Here is a 16,933-nt window from a genome sequence, read left to right on the forward strand (position 1 = left end):
TCATTCTAAGTGTTACTCTCATTTTGAGAGTGACTCGATAATCAGGCCTTGGCGCTCTTCCGTAAAGAAGGCAGTTTTTCAGGAGATAGTTACCAAATGGGAACCACCAAAGCGCGGGCCAGCGCTCTCAAAACGAAGCTGGACGACGTTCGAAACAAATACGGCTCTATCACGAATTGCCCGGTGCGCGACGTCATTGACGTCATCGATGGCCGATGGAGTTCGTTGCTGATGATGGCGCTCGCCGAGCACCCCTGTCGATTCGGTGAGCTTCGCCGGTTGGTACCCGACATATCGCAGCGAATGCTCGCGCAGACACTTCATGAGTTACAACGCGACGGCTACGTGCATCGAGAGGTCTTCCCTACGAAGCCACCGGGCGTCGAATACAGCCTGACCGACCTCGGTCGTTCGATGTTCAAGGCGTTGAAGGTCCTGATCGAGTGGGCCGACGAGAATCATGCTCAAGTCACAGCGGCTCGCCTGCGTTTTGATAACAAGAAGGAAGCAGCGTAGAAGCGTCGCCAGTGGCCGATGTAAAACGCCTGCACTATGCCGGCATCGCTTACCTCGGAGCCTTGCCCTCGGCGCTTACCTCATGCCTGACGGGCTCGAACGCCTCGGCCTGCACCGCGGTATTCGATGCTAGTTACAAAGATAATGGCTACACCAGCATCCAGCAGTACGACACCGACCTGAGTTCGTCATCGGTCTCGCTCGGCACACCATCGATCGTCAAGATCGCAGCCGATGGATCGAACGCGGTGATTCGTGTGCCGTACTCGATCGGGAGCGGGACAGCGCTTTCGCAATACTCGTTCATGACGACCGTGCAAGCAGTTTCGAACCCGATCACGTTGCCGGGGGGTACGCAGGTTTCCTGGGACATCGTCGGCAATCAGCTCAAGTACGACGCGTCCGTCGAAACGCGCATCACCCGACGGATGCTCTACGACAACTACCCGAATGGATCCAACAGTAGCGATGTCAATTTCTACGATGCTGGGTGATCCTGAATTTCAACCTTAGTGGACCCAACGCGACGAATGTCAATTCAGCGCTGGTGACGGGGCCTGGCCTGCCGACGGCAGGACTGTACAAGCCGCGCGATTTCCTTGTGGGTGTAGCCGCGAGCAATAGCCTGCACCACCGACAGCTCGCGCGGCGTCAGGCCATCAGCGGGTACGCGAGGCCGCGCCCGGACGAAGATGATGCCCGCCTCGGCGACGTAGCGCATGATCAGCGTCCGCCCGGTGTACTGTCGGCTTCCATCGCCAGAGGTCAGTGCAACGTGTGCCGCGCCCGGCAGCCGCCGGACGGTACCGGCGGGCCATTCCGCCTGGATCAGAGCCTCGAACTCCGGGTCGGCGAATTGCAACACGCCGGCATGATCGACTATTGCGACTGCCCAGTGGCCTTCCGCTGCCGCACGAAGGCGTGTCGCGGCAAACAGCCGGCTGACTGTCAGCGCCTCGTTCAGATGCGGCACGATGCATTCGATGGCGCGCCGCTCGTTTTCAGAAAACGTATCGTCCGGATCGCCCCGATAAATCGATACGGACTGTATGGCACGGTCATCGACGCCGGGTAGACCCGTGATCAGGGCGTTCGAATGGCGATAGCGGCGTGTGTAGTCGGCGATCGCTGAGAGGCCCTCGTAGAACGACGCGAAATGAAAGTTGCCTGTCTGCCCCCGATGGCTGATCGCCCAGAACGCGGCACGGTCCTGATGACGCACCTCGTTATAGACTGCCGCGCCCTCGGGATCATCTTCGTGAAAATGAACTGACTGAAACAGCGCGCCGTGATCATCGATCGCGCTGGTTCCCCACTTGCACCCGTCAAACCGGACGTGCGATTTGACGAGCCGCAGCGCAGCATCCTGAAATTCGGCTATGGGCACTTCCCGCGCCGCCCGGTACAGCGACAGCACCAGCGGATTGAGCCGATCCATGACCGTTCCCCGTGTGATGTCGGTCCGTTCAATAGCCGGCGCGCTTCAATTGTGTCGTCAGTTCAGCGTTATTGTGGACATCAGCTCTTTTCAATATCGCCTGGGCATGATTGCGCACTGTCGCCGGGGCGATACCCAGCCGCCTCGCAATCTCCTTGTGTGTCATTCCTTGCGCAATGAGCTGCGCAATCTCGCGTTCGCGTGCGGTCAGGCTATCGACCGGGTGGCGTCGACGCGCCTTGAGAAACCACAATGACCTCGAAGGCGTGCCCGTCGCGATGAACGTTCGGCCTGCGTACCGGTTCTGATTAGTGCCAAAGATGTTGTCGTACATCGGCGCAGGGAGGACTATGTGTCGCGACGCGGGCCATTCGGCGCAGAGCATGGATTCAAAATCGCTCTCCGCGAAAACGAGATGGCCCGCCGCATCGGCGATCGCCAGGCTCCACCGCGCTTCTGCTGCCGTCGCCCGGATCTGCTCGAGGTGGACGATGTGATTTACGGTCCACGCCTCCATCAGATGCGGGGCGGCGGCCTGCATCATCCGTCGCTGTTGCTCTGTGAACGGCCGGTCACTATAGGCGCCGTACAAAGAGACGGTTTTCAGTAACCCGGTCTCGGGGTTCCGGAAAGCGGTGATCAGACCATGTTCATGACGGAAACGCCGCGCGTACGCCCCATGGCGCGCCGAATTCGGTCTGTTTCACTTTCAATCCAGACCATCGCGACGGGCCTGCAGTTCGGAACGCAGATCTGCAACGTTGACACGGGCATGATCGCTGCAAGTTCAGCCGGCGAAGCGAGCTCGCGCGCCAAAAAGAGCTTGCGCTCGGCGCGATGGAGCGGGCAGCACACGCGAGAACGGACGTTCGATCGACTAGTCTCAGGGCGTGTCGTCAGCCTGACCGTTATCGCCCGGCTCTGCCTCGCTGCGCGTCCGGCGTCGCCTCGGCGGTGGCATGCGCCCGGCAGGCAACTGCGCCGGCTTCGTATCGGCCGTCGTGCCGGGCACGGTCGAACTCTCATCAAGCGAAATGTAAAGATACGAGTTGATACCTTCGTCCAGCATGCGGGAGATGTACCAGCCTGCCCCTGCGGTCAAGGCGATTGAAATGGCCATGTAGAAAAGCAGCCGGGAGTTCATCGTCGTAGTCTCGCGGTCATCCGGTGCCGTCTTGTCCGCCGAGGATGACCTCGTGGATCCCGTTCGACAGGCGGCCGACATACGCCGGCATCCTGATCTCGATCGGTTGTCGGTAGGCCGCGGAGACGTAACCGCCCAGAGCCGCGTCGAACGGCGGAAGGAGCGTCTCGTCGGCATGGTAGCGCCGCAGCACGCTGACCATGTCGTCGTGGATCAGCGCGTCGATGAGCCTTTCCTCCAGCTCCTCGGATCGGACCTCTTGGCTATCACCACACTTGGGTGGCGACCCTTTCGGGGCGGGAGTAACGCACGGCTTTCGCCGCTCCGTTCATACGCTACCAATAGCAATCATACAAGGCTCCAGCGCTCGCTAGAAGGTGCCCCTCCCCCACCATTCAGCTCGGCGCCGAGCAACCGCTTTGCCAGCACCTCACAGGCGAGCCATATCGGCGGCTCCGGCTAGCGCCGGCGCATCTGCCGAGATGCGCTCAGTGCAACAGCCGCGCACCCCGAAGCACAGGCGATCCATAACGCAGTGCCGATGGGCCAGCCCGTCGATGAGCCTTTCGCGATTGCCTCGCCCGCCGCGGTGAAATTCACCAGCACGACGGCGACGAGCGCGGCGCCGATCGATTGCCCGAGCGTGCGCGCCGTCGCAAGCACGCCCGAGGCGATGCCGGTGCGTGGCTTGTCGACGACGCTCAGCATTTCGCGATTGTTCGGCGTCTGAAACAATCCGAAGCCGGCCCCTGCAACAGCCGCGCGCCAGATGATCGCCATTTGAGCCGGATGCGCACCGGCACCTGGCAGCATGGCAAGCGTACCTAGACCCAGCGCGAATAGCGCGAGCCCCATCGTTGCGACACCACGGCCGTCGGCTCGGTCGGCGAGCCGCCCGGCCAGCGGTGCGGCGACCGCCACCGCGAGGGGCCAGGCGAGCAGGATCAGGCCCGACTCGACAGGCGTGTAGCCATAACCAGTTTGCAGCAGAAACGGTAGCGCGACGAGCGCGGAGCCCTGCGCCACGAAGGCAAGCATCGATGTGATCGCCGCAGTCGAAAAGCGCCGGGAACAGAGGTCCAGCGGAAGCAAGGCGCGTGACCCGGCGGCGTGCTGTACTCGCGCAAAAGCGAGGATCAAAAGGGCGCCGCACGAAAACAGCACGATCGACCCTACGTGCGAGCGCCGGCCCAGCCCATCCACGCCCGCGACGACGAGGCTCATCGCGGCCGCGGCGAGCACCGCGCCAGGCCAATCGAAGGCGCCTTGCGAGGGCGGTGCGACGGTCCGCACGGCGGCGAGCGCCTTGCGCGCGATGACCCAGCCGGCGGCTCCCAAGGGCACGTTGACATAGAAGAGCGCGCGCCAATCGGCCACCGTCAGCAAGATGCCGCCGACGGCGGGTCCCGCCGCCGCGCCGGCTGCCACGACGAGGGCATTGATGCCGAGCACGGACCCTAACAAGCGTGCGGGCACGACGCTTCGATAGAGCCCGATGCCCACGCTGACGATCGCGGCACAAGCGAGCCCTTGCGCGGTCCTGAACGCGACGAGCCAACCGATCGTCGGCGCGAGCGCGCAGGCGAGCGACGCGGCCACGAACGCCGCAAGCCCGCGTGCATAGACCGTGGATGGCTCCAGACGTTGCGCGAGCGCCGCGAATGTCAACACCGTCGCGGCACTTGCCATCTGATAAGCGGTGACCGCCCACGTCGCGGTGGCCGCGTCTGTGTGCAGACGAGCGGCGATCGTCGGCAACGCGATGTTCACGATCGAACTGTCGAGCGTGGCCATGAATACGCCGATCAGGATCGCGGCCGCGGCCCAATAGCGCAGCGGCGCACGTAGGCCGTCGGCGGCCTCTTGGCCCATGCTCTCATCGATGAGTTGCGGCGACGCCGCCAAGGATTCGCTGGCGATGTCAGGCTCCTTCGTGCAAAGCCGCTTCCGTCAGCTTCGAGCTGGACAAGCGGTTGGTCACGAAACGACGCGATCTGCCGAAACGTGCCGCTTCGACATATTCGTAGCACTGCGGGTCTTTCAGTATGCCGTCCTGATGAATGCCGGCCGCGGTCGAGAACACATGTTCGCCGATGACGGGCTTGTTCGACGGGATTGGCTTATCCGCATAGCGGAACACTTGCTCGCAAGCCGCGACGAGCGCGTGAGCGTCGAGCTTGACCTCGGCGCCATACTGCTCGCCTTTGTAGAGCAGGCACGCGTAGATCTCTTCGAGCGCGCAATTGCCCGCGCGCTCGCCGATGCCGCCGAGCGTCGCGTGCACGACGTCGGCGCCCGCGCGCACGCCGAAGAGCGTGTTGGCGGTGGCAAGCCCGAGATCGTTATGGAAGTGAACGCCCCAGCTGACACTCTCGCCGAATTCCGCGACGAGCCCGCGCATGGCCGTTTCCACCTCGGCGGGCGTGCAGTAGCCGACCGTATCGGCGTAAGTGATCATCGATGCGCCCGCCTCGAGCGCGACAGCGACCTGCCGCTTCAGAAAAGCCGGATCGGCCCGCGAGGCATCTTCGAAGATGACCGCCGGCGCGAGTTCGCCGCGGGACTTCACACGCTCGATTGCCGCGATCAGCTCGATATGCGCGGCGGCTTCGTCGATGCGCCGCTTGCGCAGCAGATGGATCTCCGAGCCGACCCCGAGCAATTGCACGATGCCACCGCTCGCCCGCAGACTGTCCGCGGCGCGCTCGACGTCGCCCGGGGCAAGACGCGCAAAAGCCACGGGTTCCGAGCGAGTGTGCCGGCGCAGATGCACGGCCGCCCGCTCGACGAACGCGTACTCCGCCTCGGAGGAAGCGGGGTACCCGAGCTCGATATAGTCGGGCTCGATGGAAGCCACGGCTTCGAACACACGCCATTTGTCCGCGTGGTCGAGCAGAAAGCCGATGCCCTGCTCGCCGTCGCGCAACGTCGTATCGAACGTCTTGATCGTCTTCATCGTTTTCTCCGATGAGGTCCATGACGGAAAACGCGCCGGGCGCCCACAACAATCGCGCCTCGCGAACGTTCGTGAGCACCGCGCAATCGTTTGCGCCCTTGCGCGCATTCAAGCGCTAGGCGGCAAGGCCGAGCTCGCCCGAGAGACGCTGCTGATACGGGCCGACCTTCTCGGGAAATTTCCAGCCGATGTATCCGCCTCGCACGGTACCCGGCTCTGTCGAACCGTTGTAGGCATCGACGAACGTGGCCGGCAGCGGCCGACTATTGCGCGTCGCGAACCACAGGCGGTACAGATGGCGCTTGCGATCCGCTTCCTCGTGATCGTGAAACTCCGTGCGCGAGTGGTAAATCACGTGGTTCGACAGCAATTGCAGGTCGCCAGCCTCGAGAGTCATCGGCAGCGTCAGCTCCGGGTCGCCCGCGATCGTCTCGATCAGCTCGATGGCTTCGCGCTGCGCGTCGGTGAGCCGAGGCGCGTTCGGCAGCTCGGAAGCCGCATAGATCCGCTTCGCGTAGAACTGGCTCGTGAAATGCCCTTCGCGGAAGCCATAGATGGGCGAGAGGTAGTACGGCACCGCTTCGCTCTTGGCGAGCTTGATAAATGGGAACGGCCGATAAAGGACTTGCAGCAAGTCGGGCCTGCGGCGCGCGATTTCGTTGTGCACGGCGAGCGAGCTCGTCACGAGACTCAGTCCGCCCGCCTTCGCGCCGCGGCGGCAGAGCAAGCCGACGACGTCGCACGGATCGACGTGATAGCGGATCGCATCCTTCGAACTGTTGCCACGCAACGTGACCGCGCTGTCATACCCCTTATCGCGCACATCGACGATCATCTCGACGTCGTCGTTCTGTGGCAGTGCAACCCCGAGATACATTCCCACGCCCCAGGCGATCAGGCGCGCTTGCTCGGGCGACTTGTTCGCGACGGGCAACCCGCGAATCAGGAGAAAACCGTAGCCGCGCTCGAGCTTCTCGAGGAGCGTGGCGAGCTTCGGGCCGAGCGTGGGCAGCGGAAAATCGCTTTGCGCGGCCTCGAGAAGGGCGATACGTCGATCGGCGAAATGCTGAAACGCCGCTTCGACTTCGTTGGCTTCAGCATCGGTGAGCCGATATTGCCAATCGTCGCGCCCGACGAGCTCGGTTCCTTTCCAAGCCGAGGGCGATTTCAGTTCACAAGGGAGATTCGATGCGTGCATGGGTTCCTCCGTGACGTGACGGTTCAGAGATGCGATCGATGACGCGGGAACAGCGCGAGCGCCGCCAGCCGACGGCCGGCGACCGGCGGCACTCGCATGGAAACCGAATGAAGGACTACTTCGCTAAAAGCGGCTGCCTCGTTGCAGCCTTGGGCGTGGCCATCCTCGTGGCCGGAGAAACGCCGCGCGACTGAACTCGGCCGCCGGACATCGCCGAGCCCTGCTCAATGCGGAACGAGCCGACCGCCACGGTCAACCCTCGAGCCTGCTGCTCGAGCGCTTGTGCCGCGCCGGCGGCCTCTTCGACGAGCGCGGCATTGTGCTGCGTCACTTCGTCGAGCTGCGCGACCGCGCGGCCGATCTGCTCGACGCCCGTGCTTTGCTGATTCGAAGCAGTCGAGATCTCGCTCATGATCGAGACCACGCGCGCATTCGAGCGTTCGACATCGTGCATCAGTTCGCCGGCGCGATCGACTAGCCGCGTGCCCGACACGATCTTTTCGACCGAGCCCTGGATCAGGTCGCGAATTTCCTTCGCTGCCGTCGCGCTGCGCTGCGCGAGCGAGCGCACCTCACCCGCGACGACCGCGAAGCCGCGGCCGAGCTCACCCGCGCGCGCCGCTTCGACCGCGGCATTGAGCGCCAGGATATTCGTCTGGAACGCGATGCCCTCGATGACCGTGATGATGTCGACCATCTGCTGCGATTCGCTCGAGATCTCCTGCATGGTCTGCACCGCCTGGGCGACCACGTTGCCCCCTTCCTTCGTGACATCCGAGGCGGCCACGGCCAGTTGCATCGCCTGCTGCGCATTGTCGGCGTTCTGTTTCACCGCTGCCGAGAACTGCTCCATGCTCGCCGCCGTCTGCTCGAGCGAGGCCGCCTGCTGCTCGGTGCGGGAGGACAGATCGGCGTTGCCGCTTGCGATCTGCTCCGTCGCCACCGAAATGCTGTCCGCCGATTCCTTGATGCGAACGACCATGTCGCGCAGCGCATCGCGCATCTGTCCCATTGCGGCGAGCACGCTTCGCGAATCGCCTTCGGCCGTCTCCAGGCGCACGCTGAGATCGCCTTGCGCAATGGTTGCGACGACGTGGCGGGCGTAGGCGGGCTCTCCGCCTAGTTGGGCGTAGAGCCTGCGGCGAATCCATATGCCGCAGGCGATCGCGAAACCAATGCCGATGAAGGCCACGACCGACAACACCTGGATCAGCGTCGACGCCTCGGCGCGCGCCTCCTCGTATTCATTCTTGGCGCCATCGAGCTGTAGCACCTTGAGCGCGCGCAAAGCCAGCTTCGTTTTGAGCACGAGCGGCGGGAGCGTGACATGCGCGAGATCGGCCGCCTTCGCCGCATCGCCTGCTTTCAGCGCGGTCACGATCGGGCGTATCCCTTGCGCCACCATCGTGTCATATGCGCTGCGGAACGTTTGCGCGACCTCCCGCTCGTGGGCGTCCGCGGTGGTCTTCTGGTAGCTCTCCCAATACGGCTCGAACTCGGTCAGATCAGTGTCGATGAGCTTGACGCCCTCGCCTACGCGCGAGTGATCGGTATCGATCGAAACGTTCGTTGCGACGGCTGCCGCCTCGAAAAGGCGATATTCGAGCTTCGAGAGACTTTGCAGCGCCATCGTGTCGTTTTCGTACACCGACCGCAGCCGCTCATTGGCGAGGCGCATGCCGACGAATGCGATGACCGCGATCACCAATGCGACCCCGCACGCGACGCCAATTGCGGCCGTCAATTGTGCTCTCATCGAGAGCCCTCGATTCATTTCCTGCTTCATCGTTATCCACCTATTGTGCTGCCCGATCGACCCTACCGAGCTTCTTAATGGATATCGGTAACTTCCCTTAATAACTTGAGTTCGGCTACCTACATATCCATGTAGTAGTGGACAGACTCGCCTGCCTGGAAAATCGTAACAAAGCTCTCGCGCCCGCCTGATGGGGTGAACCAGCGTTTGACAGGCCGCGGGGTGGCCTCGAAAACGACCGCGCCGGGCGCACTAAAGTGCGCGCGGCTTTTGCCGTTTACATGCTGGCCCAGGCGCAAAGTCGAATTGCGCATTCCGTTATACGCTCTTTCGATTACTTCTTTGATTTTTGTCAAACATCGTTCGCTTCCTGGCTCCAATTTCCAATATTTCCTTGCCTTACGGCTGATTGTGATGCAGGCCTGATCCATGAATGTCGATACCTTGAGCGCCGCGTGCCTGACGGCGTTCGAAGCATGCGAAGACGAGGCCGATGCAAAAACGCGGCTCACCGAAATCTGCCGGTTGCTGAATGTGGACGGCTTTATGTACTGGACCGGAGCGGCTGAGGATAAAGCGAAGGCGAGTGCGTTCACGATTTCGAGCTACGACGAGACCTGGCGCAAGGTGTACGTCGAAAACGATTTCAGGGCCATCGACCCGGCTGTCGCTCATGCAATCACCGGCATCGCGCCGCTCCTATGGGACGATGCGCTCTATGCCGGCGAGGGCCCGCAGGCGTTGCGCGCCGCGGCTCGTCGCCACGGGATGGACTGCGGCGTAACGATTCCTATTCATGCGCCGGACGGCGGGCTCGGCAGCTTCAGCGCATTCGTCGACTCGCGTCGCGTGCCGGTCCCCGCCGCGCGCCAGCACCTCCTCTCCGCGCTGCCGCATCTGTGCCTGCTTTCGGTACAGTTGCACCACTTCGTGACGCGCTCGGTGAAAGCGCGGGCGGCGCCGACGGTCCACCTGACCAAGCGCGAACGCGAGTGCCTCCGCTGGATCGCAGCCGGAAAGAGCACATGGGAGATCGGCTGCATTCTGAACATCTCCGAGCACGGCGTGACGCATCACATCCGAAACGTCATGCGCAAGTTCGATTGCACGAGCCGTCACGTCGCCGCCGCTCGTGCGCTCGCGCAAAAGCTGATCTGAGCCGCCGGCCAACGGCCATCGCAGCCGGCAGTGCGGGGCGGTTTTCGCATCACCGGACGTGGGCGTGGACGCGGGCGTGTGCGGCATCGGAATGCCAACGCCGCAATGTCGGCAAATCGATCCACCGGCAGTCGTGTCCGCGAACCACATCGAGGGGCATCTCCGGATCGCCCAGGTGCGCGAGAATCGCGAGCGCTTCATCGAAACGGTGATGGCGGGTATAGGCCGTGGGCGTTACGATCGTCGGCACGCCAGCGGCCGTGGCGGCATGCAAGCCGTTTTCCGAATCTTCGAACGCGACGCAGCGTGAGCCCTCGATATTCAATTCATTGAGGACTGCCAAGTAAACGTCGGGCGCGGGCTTCTTGACCGGCGTGGTCGACGCGTCGCCGATCGCTGCAAAGCGCTTGCGCCAATCGCCGCCGAACGGTGCGCTCAGCAATACATCGAGGTTCGCCGGCGTCGTGGTCGTCGCGATTGCGACCGGCACCCCGGCTTGGTTCGCCTCTTCGATGAGGCGCTGGACGCCAGGGCGCAACGGCAATGTACCCCCCCGCACGCGTTGCGCGTAGTGCCGTGTCTTGATCGCGTGAAGCGCTTCCACCGTTTCACACGCCTTGGGGCCGCTCGCTTCCTCAGGCTCGATGCAGCGCCAATAGTGCGAAATACGTTCCTTGCCACCGGCTACATCCAGCAGTCGGGTGTAGAGCGTTTCATCCCAATGCCAATCGAGCCCCACCTCGGCAAACGCGGCGTTGAAGGCTTCGCGGTGCGCAGCCTCGGTATCCGCGAGCGTGCCGTCGACATCGAAAATCAGGGCTTCCATGCGCTCCTTCCCTCCTCAGGCTCGGCGAAGCGCAACCCCAGCCACGCGCGCATGGCCGGATGGCCACGCTTTGCTCGCTGCTCTCGCTCCGCTTCAAAGTCACCAGGATAGGCAGGCGCAGACCGATCGTGAATTCACGAATTCTTTGGTTCTGCTTAAGAAACGCTGAATGAGCGCGATCGCTATCGCGACGAGTCGGACGACGACTCCGACCACGATTCGGGACGGCCGCCCAGCTCGCTGCAGACATCGACGGCGATCGATCGCAGCTTTTCTTCTGAAATCGCGCCTGAGAGGGCATAGCCGAAATGGTCGCTGACCCAATAGAACGTTCGCCGGTCGCCGTCGCGCAAGAGGCGGAACGCCGTTTCATCGGTCGGGATCGCGGCGACGTAAAGCGTCAGTCGCGCCCCTTGCCGGCTCTCGTACATGAATTGCGCGGCAGGCCCGCTGTCGCCCGGCAGCAATCGTCCGCCGACGAGCGTGTAGCCGTACTCTTGCAACGACGGAATCGACAGCGACCGACCGAGCCGTTTGGAGAGCCAGCTCGCGAGATGCGCCTCGTCCTGCGCGCCGACTTCGACGGGATGCCGAACTTCGGGCGCATACACGGCGTAGGCGATGTCGGCGCGACGCGCGAACGTGGGGGGCTCGTGCGCGCTGCGGAGCGCGCGCGGCACTAGATTGCCGGCTATTGTGCCGACCGCGACGCCGACGAAGAGCCAGCCGGCAGCCACGGCCATGCGATGCATCCGCGAATGAGGTCGACGCAAAACCACCACCGAGGGGGCCTCGTTTCCGACGTCGCCGAACAAAGCCTTCAGCGCCGCCTTCTGGGCCCGCCAGTCCCCAACGCGGGCCATCGACTCGGGATCGCGTTCCAGCTCGGCGCCGACGGCGGCATGCGCCGCATCGGGCAGCTCGCCGTCGACGTATGCGGACAGCGTCTGCAAGTCGAGGCGCTCCGAAGAGCCGGAATCGCGATAGTCGTTCATCACTTGTCTCTCACTACTTTGAGCGCGGCCGGCTTAGGCGGGGCCGCCTTAGGCGCGGCCGGCTTAGGCGGGGCCGCCTTAGCCGCAGCCGGCTCTCCCGCGAGCAATGTCCGCATGTGCTCGCGTGCACGCGAAAGCCGCGACATCACTGTACCGATCGGCACGCCGAGCACCGTCGCCGCTTCTTGATAGGTCAACTCCTCCACGCCTACCAGCAAGAGCACTTCCCGTTGCTCGACCGGCAGGTGATAAAGCGCATGCTGGACGTCGCGCAATACGAGACCGTCAACTTCGGTGCGCGGCGCTTCGAGACTTCGCCACGGCGCTGTTTCATCGTCGACGGCGATTTCACGCCGTGCCCGTAATTGATCGATATAAATGTTCCTCAGAATCGTATAGAGCCACGCGCGCAAGTTGCTGCCGGCACGGAACGCCCGATGACGCGCGAGCGCCCGCTCCGCCGTATCCTGCACGAGATCGTCGGCCCATGCGGGGTCTCCCGTCAGCGCACGCGCATAGCGGCGCAGTCGCGGTAGCCCCAAAACCACGTCGTTTTCGAAACTCACTCCGTCGTTGCCCGCAATGGCGAGTGATTTCAATAACCGCCGCTGCTGTTCGAGCCGCCGTTGTTGCCTTGTTGCGGCGGATTGCCGTCCGTCGACGAGCATCCCGTTGCGGACAACGTCGACACGGCCAACATCAGCGCGACAAAAACGGCGGATAGTATCCGGTGCGACTTCATTTGCATCTCCTTGCCGACCAACGATTGCGATTCGCGCGCGGAATCGGCCGGCGGTTGAAGGTTCAAGGTCGAAGGAAGATCGATGCTTCAAGGGTTGAACGCTACTTCGCAATGGTCTCCTCACGACTTAACGGAGCAACGCCGCCGTTTATTCCTTCGTCGGAGCGGATTCTTTGATCATTCTTAGTCGGCACGAAATAAAAACGAGCCTAGGTGAAACCCTGAAATCGCTATTCGAGAAGCGCCGAATGCACTAATGCGGGTTTTGGCGCCGCTCTCGGTGCCGGACCCCTGTGCTATGCTGCGAACACCTCGCCGGCGTCAGCGCGCCGCAAGGTTCGCATCAAGCGGACGAGCGAACCGCACTCTCAATACTATGGACTATCGGCATCTCAAGAATCGCAAGAGCATGCACGCGCGAATCGTGCAGGAACTCGGTATCGAGATCGTCAGCGGCAAATTCGCGCCGGGAGAGCGTCTGCCCCCTGAGCCCGGTCTCTGCGAATCGTATGGCGTGAGCCGGCCGGTTTTGCGGGAGGCCACGCGCGTGCTCGTCGCGAAAGGACTCGTCACGTCGAAGCCGCGTGTCGGCAGCGTCGTGAAGCCGCGTGAAGAATGGCACATGCTCGATCCCGATGTGCTCTTCTGGACGATCAGCAGCACGCCCGAAGGGGATTTCTTCCGCTCGCTGCTGACCGTGCGGCGCATTATCGAGCCGGCGGCGGCCGCGCTTGCCGCGACCGAAAGCACGGAAGAGGATTTGGCGCGCCTGCGCAGCGCCTTCGATAGGATGGAACGGGCGGAAACGGCGTCCGAATTGCTGGAGCCGGACCTCGAGTTTCACCGGGCGATCATGGCCGCCACGCACAACGACATGCTCGCCTTCATCGGCAATATGATGTCGCTCGCGCTCTCGGAGTCGATCAAGCTGACGAGCCGCCACCCCGATACGCACGCGCTCTCGCTGCCGCGGCACAAGGCCATTCTCACGGCCATCGAGAACCACGATCCGCTCGGCGCTCGCCAGGCGAGCCTCGTGCAACTCGAGAACGCGCGCGCCGACGCCGAGACGATTCTCGAAGTCGCCACGCGCAGCGCTCGTTGAGTCGGCCTAGGGCCTGTTCCTTCTAGTGTGAATGCGGCGGCACTTCGGCGCCGCGGCAGCCGACCAGGAAGTCGAAGTCGCATCCCTCGTCGGCTTGCAGGACATGGTCGACATAGAGGTTGCGGTAGCCGCTCGCATCGGCCGCGGACGGGCGCTGCCCTTCCCTCCACTTGGCAAGACGCGCTTCCAGTTCCCGATCGTCGATCTCGAGATGCAGCCGCCCGTTCTCGCAATCGAGTTCGATCCAGTCGCCGTTGCGGACCACGGCGAGCGGGCCGCCCGCACGGGCCTCCGGCGCGACGTGAAGCACGACGGTGCCGTACGCCGTGCCGCTCATCCGCGCATCGGAGATCCGCACCATATCGGTGACGCCCTGCGCGAGCAGCTTCGGCGGCAACCCCATGTTGCCCACTTCCGCCATGCCCGGGTAACCCTTCGGCCCACAGTTCTTCATGACGAGGATCGAGTCGGCCGTCACGTCCAGATCGGGATCCGCGATGCGCGCTTTGTAGTCGTCGAAGTTCTCGAACACGACGGCGCGGCCGCGATGCTGCAAGAGCGACTGCGTCGCCGCCGAAGGCTTAAGCACCGCGCCGCGCGGCGCGAGATTGCCCCGCAGCACGCAAAGCCCGCCGTCGGCGACGAGCGGCTTGTCGAGCGGCCGGATCACCTCGTCGTTGTAGATCGGCGCCTCTTTGCAGTTGTCCCATAGCGAGCGCCCGTTCGCCGTCAACGCGTCGGGATACGGCACCAGGCCTTGTTCGCCGAGGCGGCGCACGACGGCGGGCAAGCCGCCCGCGTAATAGAACTCTTCCATGAGAAAACGGCCCGACGGCTGCAGATCGACGATCGTCGGGGTGCCGCGGCCGATGCGCGTCCAGTCGTCGAGCTCGAGCGGCACGCCGATGCGGCCCGCGATCGCCTTCAAATGGATGGCCGCGTTCGTCGAGCCCCCGATCGCGGCATTGACGCGAATCGCGTTTTCGAATGCCTCGCGCGTCAGCAGCTTCGAAAGGCGCAGGTCTTCAAGCGCCATTTCGACGATACGCATGCCCGACAAATGCGCGAGCACGTAGCGGCGCGAGTCGACGGCGGGAATCGCCGCGTTGTGCGGCAGCGTGACGCCGAGCGCCTCGGCCATGCTAGCCATCGTCGATGCGGTCCCCATCGTGTTGCAGGTGCCGACCGAGCGCGACATGCCGGCTTCGGCCGACATGAACTCGTGCAACGTGATCTTTCCGGCCTTCACCTGCTCGTGCAGTTGCCAGACGATCGTGCCCGAGCCGATGTCGCGGCCCTCGTGCTTGCCGTTGAGCATCGGACCGCCGCTGACGACGATGGCCGGCACGTCGCAGCTCGCCGCGCCCATCAGCAGCGCGGGCGTGGTCTTGTCGCATCCCGCAAGCAACACGACCGCGTCGATCGGATTGCCACGGATCGCTTCCTCGACGTCCATGCTCGCGAGATTGCGCGTGAACATCGCCGTCGGGCGCAAGTTCGATTCGCCGTTGGAGAACACCGGAAACTCCACGGGGAAGCCGCCCGCTTCGAAGACGCCGCGCTTGACGTGCTCGGCGAGCTTGCGGAAATGCGAATTGCAGGGCGTGAGCTCGGACCACGTGTTACAGATGCCGATGATCGGCTTGCCCTGGAACTCGTGATCGGGGATGCCCTGGTTCTTCATCCAGCTTCGGTACATGAAGCCATTCTTGTCGGCTCTGCCGAACCATTCGGCGGAGCGCAGCTTGCGGGGTTTGTCAGTCATGTTGGCGTCAGGTGATGACCTAAAGTAGTATTACTATATATCGACTAGCGTCTCTTGACCACTATTTGAGAAAAGCAAACTTTTCGTAACACTGAAGCAGCAGTCAGGGTCTGGCCGGCACGGAAAATGCCAACTCCATGCGGATTTCCAGCGCTTCGACCCCCGAGAAATAGCATTACTATTTGCCCGCGTGATCTGGGGAAAACGCTAATCGCCGCCGGGGTCGCGTGTGCCTATAGTTTGGCTATTTCCGAGTTCGTTCTCGTAGGACGCGCTCGGGTCGGGCAGCAAGAGCAAGCAGTAGCAACAACGACAAACCAACAGAGCTATCGGAGACTTGAAATGAGACGCACCCTACGCCAGGCGCTTCAAGCATTGCTCGCAGTCACCCTCGTCGGGGCAGCCGCCGCCGGCCACGCCGAGGACAAGAAGATCGTCCTCGGTTTTGCTCAGGTAGGCGCCGAAAGCGCGTGGCGCACGGCCAACACGGTCTCCGTCAAATCGGCGGCCAAGGACGCCGGCATCACGCTCAAGTTCTCGGATGCGCAGCAAAAGCAGGAAAACCAGATCAAGGCGATCCGTTCGTACATCGCGCAGAAAGTCGATGTGATCGCGTTCTCGCCCGTCGTGGAGTCGGGCTGGGAGCCGGTGCTCGAGGAAGCCAAGCGCGCGCACATTCCCGTCGTGCTGACGGACCGGATGATCGACGCGAAGGACCCGTCGCTCTATGTCACGATGATCGGCTCGGACTTCCTCGAGGAAGGTCGTCGCGGCGGACGCTGGCTCGAGGAGCACTACAAGGACGATAAGGGCCCGATCAATATCGTGGAATTGCAAGGCACCGTCGGATCGGCCCCCGCGAACGACCGCCATGCCGGGCTGATGGAGATCATCAAGAACGATCCGAAGTTCAAGGTCATCGCTTCGCAAAGCGGCGACTTCACCCTCGCCGGCGGCAAGCAAGTGATGGAAGCGTTCGCCAAGACGTACGGCAAGCAGATCAATGTCGTCTATGCGCATAACGACGATATGGCGCTCGGCGCGATCCAGGCGATGGAAGAAGCCGGCATGAAGCCTGGCAAGGACGTGACCGTCGTGTCGTTCGACGCGACGAAGGGCGGCTTGCAGGCTGCCGCCGCGGGCAAGATCAACGTCGACGTCGAGTGCAGCCCGCTGCTCGGGCCGCAATTGATGGACACGGTCAAGAAGATCGTCGCCGGTGAGCAAGTGCCGCATCGCATCGTGACGAACGAGACGGTGTTCCCGATGAACGTCGCGGCGCAGGTGCTGCCCACGCGCAAGTACTAAACCCGCAACGAGCGAACGCGACCCAT

19 protein-coding genes are annotated in these 16,933 nt (G+C 63.1%); 5 read left to right on the forward strand and 14 right to left on the reverse strand.

Features of this window, described 5'->3' with window-relative positions; all coding sequences use genetic code 11:
* Window positions 1–48 precede the first annotated feature (48 nt).
* Window positions 49–516, forward strand: coding sequence for a winged helix-turn-helix transcriptional regulator (locus tag B0G57_RS04140; protein ID WP_223258540.1), 468 nt, complete (start codon window positions 49–51; stop codon window positions 514–516).
* Window positions 517–527: 11 nt separating this feature from the next.
* Window positions 528–1,010 (forward strand): hypothetical protein, encoded by a 483-nt coding sequence (locus B0G57_RS04145; protein WP_018439567.1) that lies wholly within the window; start codon window positions 528–530, stop codon window positions 1,008–1,010.
* 44 nt (window positions 1,011–1,054) lie between these two features.
* On the opposite strand, the gene B0G57_RS04150 is transcribed toward B0G57_RS04145, so the two are convergent.
* The 9 genes from B0G57_RS04150 to B0G57_RS30790 form a co-directional block, all read right to left on the reverse strand.
* A complete protein-coding gene (locus B0G57_RS04150) occupies window positions 1,055–1,954 on the reverse strand; it encodes a helix-turn-helix transcriptional regulator (RefSeq protein ID WP_018439566.1) in 900 nt (299 codons plus the stop codon).
* Window positions 1,955–1,982: 28 nt separating this feature from the next.
* A complete protein-coding gene (locus B0G57_RS04155; RefSeq protein WP_018439565.1) occupies window positions 1,983–2,498 on the reverse strand; it encodes a helix-turn-helix transcriptional regulator in 516 nt (171 codons plus the stop codon).
* A gap of 339 nt (window positions 2,499–2,837) precedes the next feature.
* On the reverse strand, window positions 2,838–3,098 hold the full coding sequence (locus B0G57_RS04165; RefSeq protein WP_018439563.1) for a hypothetical protein: 261 nt from the start codon (window positions 3,096–3,098) through the stop codon (window positions 2,838–2,840).
* Between the two features lie 16 nt (window positions 3,099–3,114).
* A complete protein-coding gene (locus B0G57_RS04170; RefSeq protein ID WP_018439562.1) occupies window positions 3,115–3,300 on the reverse strand; it encodes a hypothetical protein in 186 nt (61 codons plus the stop codon).
* A gap of 257 nt (window positions 3,301–3,557) precedes the next feature.
* Complete coding sequence (locus B0G57_RS04175; RefSeq protein ID WP_026229475.1) at window positions 3,558–4,970, reverse strand: MFS transporter; 1,413 nt, start codon at window positions 4,968–4,970, stop codon at window positions 3,558–3,560.
* A gap of 49 nt (window positions 4,971–5,019) precedes the next feature.
* Window positions 5,020–6,054 (reverse strand): LeuA family protein, encoded by a 1,035-nt coding sequence (locus B0G57_RS04180; RefSeq protein WP_018439560.1) that lies wholly within the window; start codon window positions 6,052–6,054, stop codon window positions 5,020–5,022.
* A 115-nt stretch (window positions 6,055–6,169) separates the two neighbouring features.
* Complete coding sequence (locus B0G57_RS04185) at window positions 6,170–7,252, reverse strand: TauD/TfdA family dioxygenase (RefSeq protein WP_018439558.1); 1,083 nt, start codon at window positions 7,250–7,252, stop codon at window positions 6,170–6,172.
* Window positions 7,253–7,367: 115 nt separating this feature from the next.
* Window positions 7,368–9,008 (reverse strand): methyl-accepting chemotaxis protein, encoded by a 1,641-nt coding sequence (locus B0G57_RS04190; RefSeq protein ID WP_158256598.1) that lies wholly within the window; start codon window positions 9,006–9,008, stop codon window positions 7,368–7,370.
* A 119-nt stretch (window positions 9,009–9,127) separates the two neighbouring features.
* On the reverse strand, window positions 9,128–9,439 hold the full coding sequence (locus B0G57_RS30790) for a hypothetical protein (protein ID WP_146013307.1): 312 nt from the start codon (window positions 9,437–9,439) through the stop codon (window positions 9,128–9,130).
* Between B0G57_RS30790 and B0G57_RS04200 the strand changes: the two genes are divergently transcribed.
* Window positions 9,438–10,166 (forward strand): autoinducer binding domain-containing protein, encoded by a 729-nt coding sequence (locus B0G57_RS04200; RefSeq protein WP_018439555.1) that lies wholly within the window; start codon window positions 9,438–9,440, stop codon window positions 10,164–10,166. The two genes, B0G57_RS30790 and B0G57_RS04200, sit on opposite strands and share 2 nt — an antisense overlap.
* Window positions 10,167–10,215: 49 nt before the next feature.
* On the opposite strand, the gene B0G57_RS04205 is transcribed toward B0G57_RS04200, so the two are convergent.
* From B0G57_RS04205 to B0G57_RS31270, 4 genes are all read right to left on the reverse strand, one after another.
* Complete coding sequence (locus B0G57_RS04205; RefSeq protein WP_018439554.1) at window positions 10,216–10,992, reverse strand: HAD family hydrolase; 777 nt, start codon at window positions 10,990–10,992, stop codon at window positions 10,216–10,218.
* A gap of 182 nt (window positions 10,993–11,174) precedes the next feature.
* The gene (locus B0G57_RS04210) at window positions 11,175–11,990 is read right to left on the reverse strand and encodes an anti-sigma factor family protein (protein ID WP_026229474.1); all 816 of its coding nucleotides are present in this window, start codon (window positions 11,988–11,990) and stop codon (window positions 11,175–11,177) included.
* A complete protein-coding gene (locus tag B0G57_RS04215) occupies window positions 11,987–12,553 on the reverse strand; it encodes a sigma-70 family RNA polymerase sigma factor (protein WP_104489563.1) in 567 nt (188 codons plus the stop codon). Before B0G57_RS04215 ends, B0G57_RS04210 begins: the two co-directional genes overlap by 4 nt.
* A gap of 29 nt (window positions 12,554–12,582) precedes the next feature.
* On the reverse strand, window positions 12,583–12,729 hold the full coding sequence (locus tag B0G57_RS31270; protein ID WP_189595297.1) for a hypothetical protein: 147 nt from the start codon (window positions 12,727–12,729) through the stop codon (window positions 12,583–12,585).
* Between the two features lie 376 nt (window positions 12,730–13,105).
* Here B0G57_RS31270 and B0G57_RS04225 point away from each other — a divergent pair, with 376 nt between their 5' ends.
* Window positions 13,106–13,834 (forward strand): FadR/GntR family transcriptional regulator, encoded by a 729-nt coding sequence (locus B0G57_RS04225; RefSeq protein WP_018439550.1) that lies wholly within the window; start codon window positions 13,106–13,108, stop codon window positions 13,832–13,834.
* Window positions 13,835–13,856: 22 nt separating this feature from the next.
* Here the strand turns inward: B0G57_RS04225 and B0G57_RS04230 are convergent, their stop codons facing one another.
* Complete coding sequence (locus B0G57_RS04230) at window positions 13,857–15,599, reverse strand: IlvD/Edd family dehydratase (RefSeq protein ID WP_018439549.1); 1,743 nt, start codon at window positions 15,597–15,599, stop codon at window positions 13,857–13,859.
* Between the two features lie 342 nt (window positions 15,600–15,941).
* Between B0G57_RS04230 and B0G57_RS04235 the strand changes: the two genes are divergently transcribed.
* Window positions 15,942–16,907: an ABC transporter substrate-binding protein gene (locus tag B0G57_RS04235; protein WP_018439548.1), complete on the forward strand. Its 966-nt coding sequence runs from the start codon at window positions 15,942–15,944 to the stop codon at window positions 16,905–16,907.
* Window positions 16,908–16,933 lie beyond the last annotated feature (26 nt).

It is taken from the genome of Trinickia symbiotica, assembly GCF_002934455.1.
Classification (GTDB): Bacteria; Pseudomonadota; Gammaproteobacteria; order Burkholderiales; family Burkholderiaceae; genus Trinickia; species Trinickia symbiotica.